Below are 2,863 nucleotides of genomic sequence, written 5' to 3' on the forward strand. Positions count from 1 at the left end.
CGGCAGTTCTGCGCTGACCGGCATCGGACTGTGTTTTCCGATTATTTATCTTATTTCTGCTTTTTCAGCATTGATCGGTCAGGGCGGTGCCCCAAGAGCCGCCATCTGCATGGGGCAGAATAAGACAACCGAAGCCAACAGGATCCTGAATAACTGTTTCGTTGTCCTGATCATTGAAGCCGTTGTCCTGAGTGTATTTTTCTGGATTTTTGGTGAACCGCTGCTGTGGCTCTTCGGCTGCAGTGAACAGACAATTGTCTATGCGCTGCCTTATATGCAGATTTATGTTTCCGGATCGATTTTTGTCATGCTGGCTCTGGGCCTGAATCTTTTTATTACGACACAGGGATTCACACGTTTCAGCATGACCTCCGTCCTGATCGGTGCCGGTGCCAATATTATCCTGGATCCGATTTTTATCTACGGTCTGCATATGGGAGTCCGTGGTGCCGCCCTTGCAACAATCATTTCACAGGGTTTGTCCTGCATCTGGATTCTGAGGTTCCTCACCGGCAAAAAGACCCGGCTGAGATTGAAGAAATCCGATATGCACCTTGAGAAGCGCATTGTCATTCCATGTCTCGGACTCGGACTCGGTCCTTTTGTTATGCAGGCTACGGATGCACTTTTGAATATTGCCTTTAATTCCTCACTGCAGCATTATGGCGGTGATATTGCCGTTGGTTGTATGACCATTTCCAGCACGATCCAGCAGATGGTATGGATTCCCGTACAGGGCATTGGTCAGGGGGCTCAACCCATCATCAGCTACAATTACGGTGCCGGCAACGCCAAAAGAATCCGACAGACGTTTAAATGCATGCTTGCTGTTTCTATGACAGCGCTGACCGTTTTCTGGCTGTTTGTCCAACTGTCGCCAACAACCTTCATCCGCATATTCAGCAATTCTGAAGAAATTATTGCGACAGCCGGTTGGACACTTCGGGTTTACATGGCCGTTTTCTGCATGTTCAGCATCCAGATGTCTGTCCAGCAGACATTTACAGCCCTTGGAAAAGCAAAGGCATCCCTTTTTATCGCCTGCCTCAGGAAGATTATTCTGCTGATTCCGCTGATTTTTATACTGCCGCATTTCTTTGACAACAAAGTGTTTGCTGTATTTCTTGCGGAACCGGTATCAGACACCATTTCCATTACAGCATCCATCATTACTTTCCGTATTGTCTTCAAAAAGGCAATGCAAAGTATTAGTAAATCTGCATAGCAGAAATTTTTGTGTAAGATACCCATTGTATATTTTGTCTTTTAATATTATAATCAACTATAATACATCTATTATTGCATTATAATACTGATTCAGGATAGGGAGGTATACAAATGTATTGCGATTTTGAAGAATATGTCAAGAACCGAAAACCGGACAAGTTGTCTCTGAAGAATCTTGTCAACCCATCTCTTGAGAAACCGTACGACAAAGATGAACTAGCTCTGCTTTCCCACCTGGCAGTAATATACAGCGAATCTATTACACTTGCTTCGGAAGATGAGAACCCTGAAGCTGAAGCTGATGATGACGACGACGATGATGACTTTTAGAATCTTTTAAAAGAAAAAGCTGACGTACTGCGAATAACAACAGTACGCCAGCTTTTTTATACACTCTTGGACTCACCTGAGAGTCCCTACACGGAATTCAGATCCGATTCACAGACACTGCTTCCATCTGTTTATACATAGTCCAGATGCCCCTGAAGCCAGATATTGCCGCGGAAACGGCGTCCCACTGCAGGCTCACCCAATAGATCTTCTGCATTCATACACAGATCGATCAACACATCATTGCATTCGATCTGTATCTGATACAGCTTCTCTCCTGTCAGCTGATTGTAGACTTCTTCTACACTGAGAATATCCCCCATCACCGAATACTGATCACAGGCAATACCATACGGCATAAAATAAGACTCTACAATCGTCAAGACATCCTCTGACTTGATACGCTTTGAAATAGAGGTATACATATCAATATCCTCTAATGTGAGATTCTCCAGTGCATCCTGATCGCCCTGTCTGGCCGCTGCAATCATACCATTGCGTGATTCATTCTCCCGAAGCCGCTTCAAACGCTCAGAATCATTTCTCACAACAGGCAGGATCACCTTGCCGGAAATCGACAATGCCGACAACCTCACGGATACAGAAGAAATCTGACGACTCTTCGGGTTCATATCTGCATAATCCATCAGATGATTCATATGGAAAATAAGAGATACCCCAAGATTCACCACATCACACATGCCATCATATTCTTCTCTTTCAGAAATCTTCTCAACACTGACATCATCTGTGAGCGAAATCTGATGACCCGTATAATGCGGAAAATAATATTCATAACTGAACATACCATGCTCATCTACTTCACCACGCACCGTGATGCCTGCATTTGACACAAAATCTCGACACTTCTCTGCATAGACCGTGCCGCCGCAACCTGAAGCAAATTCACTGTCAGGGCTTCCCATGACCATATCAAGCAGCCGCTGCAAATCTCTTTTATGTTGAACCTTACTAAAACCTACCGCTCTCAAATAATCATGCATATAACCACCTGCAAATGATTTCTACTTGGAAATAACTTCAATACCGCCAAGATATTTTCTCAGTACTTCAGGAACAACGATAGAACCGTCTTTCAGCTGATTCTGCTCAACCAGTGCAGGAAGTACACGGGATGTAGCAAGACCGGAGCCATTCAATGTGTGCATGAACTGGATAGAACGATCTGCTCTTCTAACACGCATATTGCCTCGTCTCGCCTGATAATCTCTTGCATTGGATACAGAAGAAACTTCTTTGTAACCATTCATAGATGGAATAGAAATCTCGATATCGTATGTTCTTG

At 44.1% G+C, this 2,863-nt stretch carries 4 protein-coding genes; 2 read left to right on the forward strand and 2 right to left on the reverse strand.

Translation table 11 applies throughout. The features are described from left to right. A partial coding sequence (locus WMO25_RS16805) for an MATE family efflux transporter (protein ID WP_349086304.1) occupies positions 1-1,225 on the forward strand: 1,225 nt, incomplete at its 5' end. Positions 1,226-1,338: 113 nt separating this feature from the next. Beyond that, positions 1,339-1,557, forward strand: a complete 219-nt coding sequence (locus WMO25_RS16810) for a hypothetical protein (protein WP_349086305.1) — start codon at positions 1,339-1,341, stop codon at positions 1,555-1,557. Positions 1,558-1,688: 131 nt separating this feature from the next. Here WMO25_RS16810 and WMO25_RS16815 read toward each other — a convergent pair whose 3' ends face one another. Beyond that, positions 1,689-2,561: a DUF3881 family protein gene (locus tag WMO25_RS16815; RefSeq protein ID WP_349086306.1), complete on the reverse strand. Its 873-nt coding sequence runs from the start codon at positions 2,559-2,561 to the stop codon at positions 1,689-1,691. 21 nt (positions 2,562-2,582) lie between these two features. After that, positions 2,583-2,863, reverse strand: a 281-nt coding sequence (locus WMO25_RS16820; RefSeq protein ID WP_349086307.1) for an aminoacyl--tRNA ligase-related protein, incomplete at its 5' end; no start/stop codon positions are given.

It is taken from the genome of Coprococcus intestinihominis (genome assembly GCF_040096555.1).
GTDB classification, from domain to species: Bacteria; Bacillota; Clostridia; order Lachnospirales; family Lachnospiraceae; genus Coprococcus_A; species Coprococcus_A intestinihominis.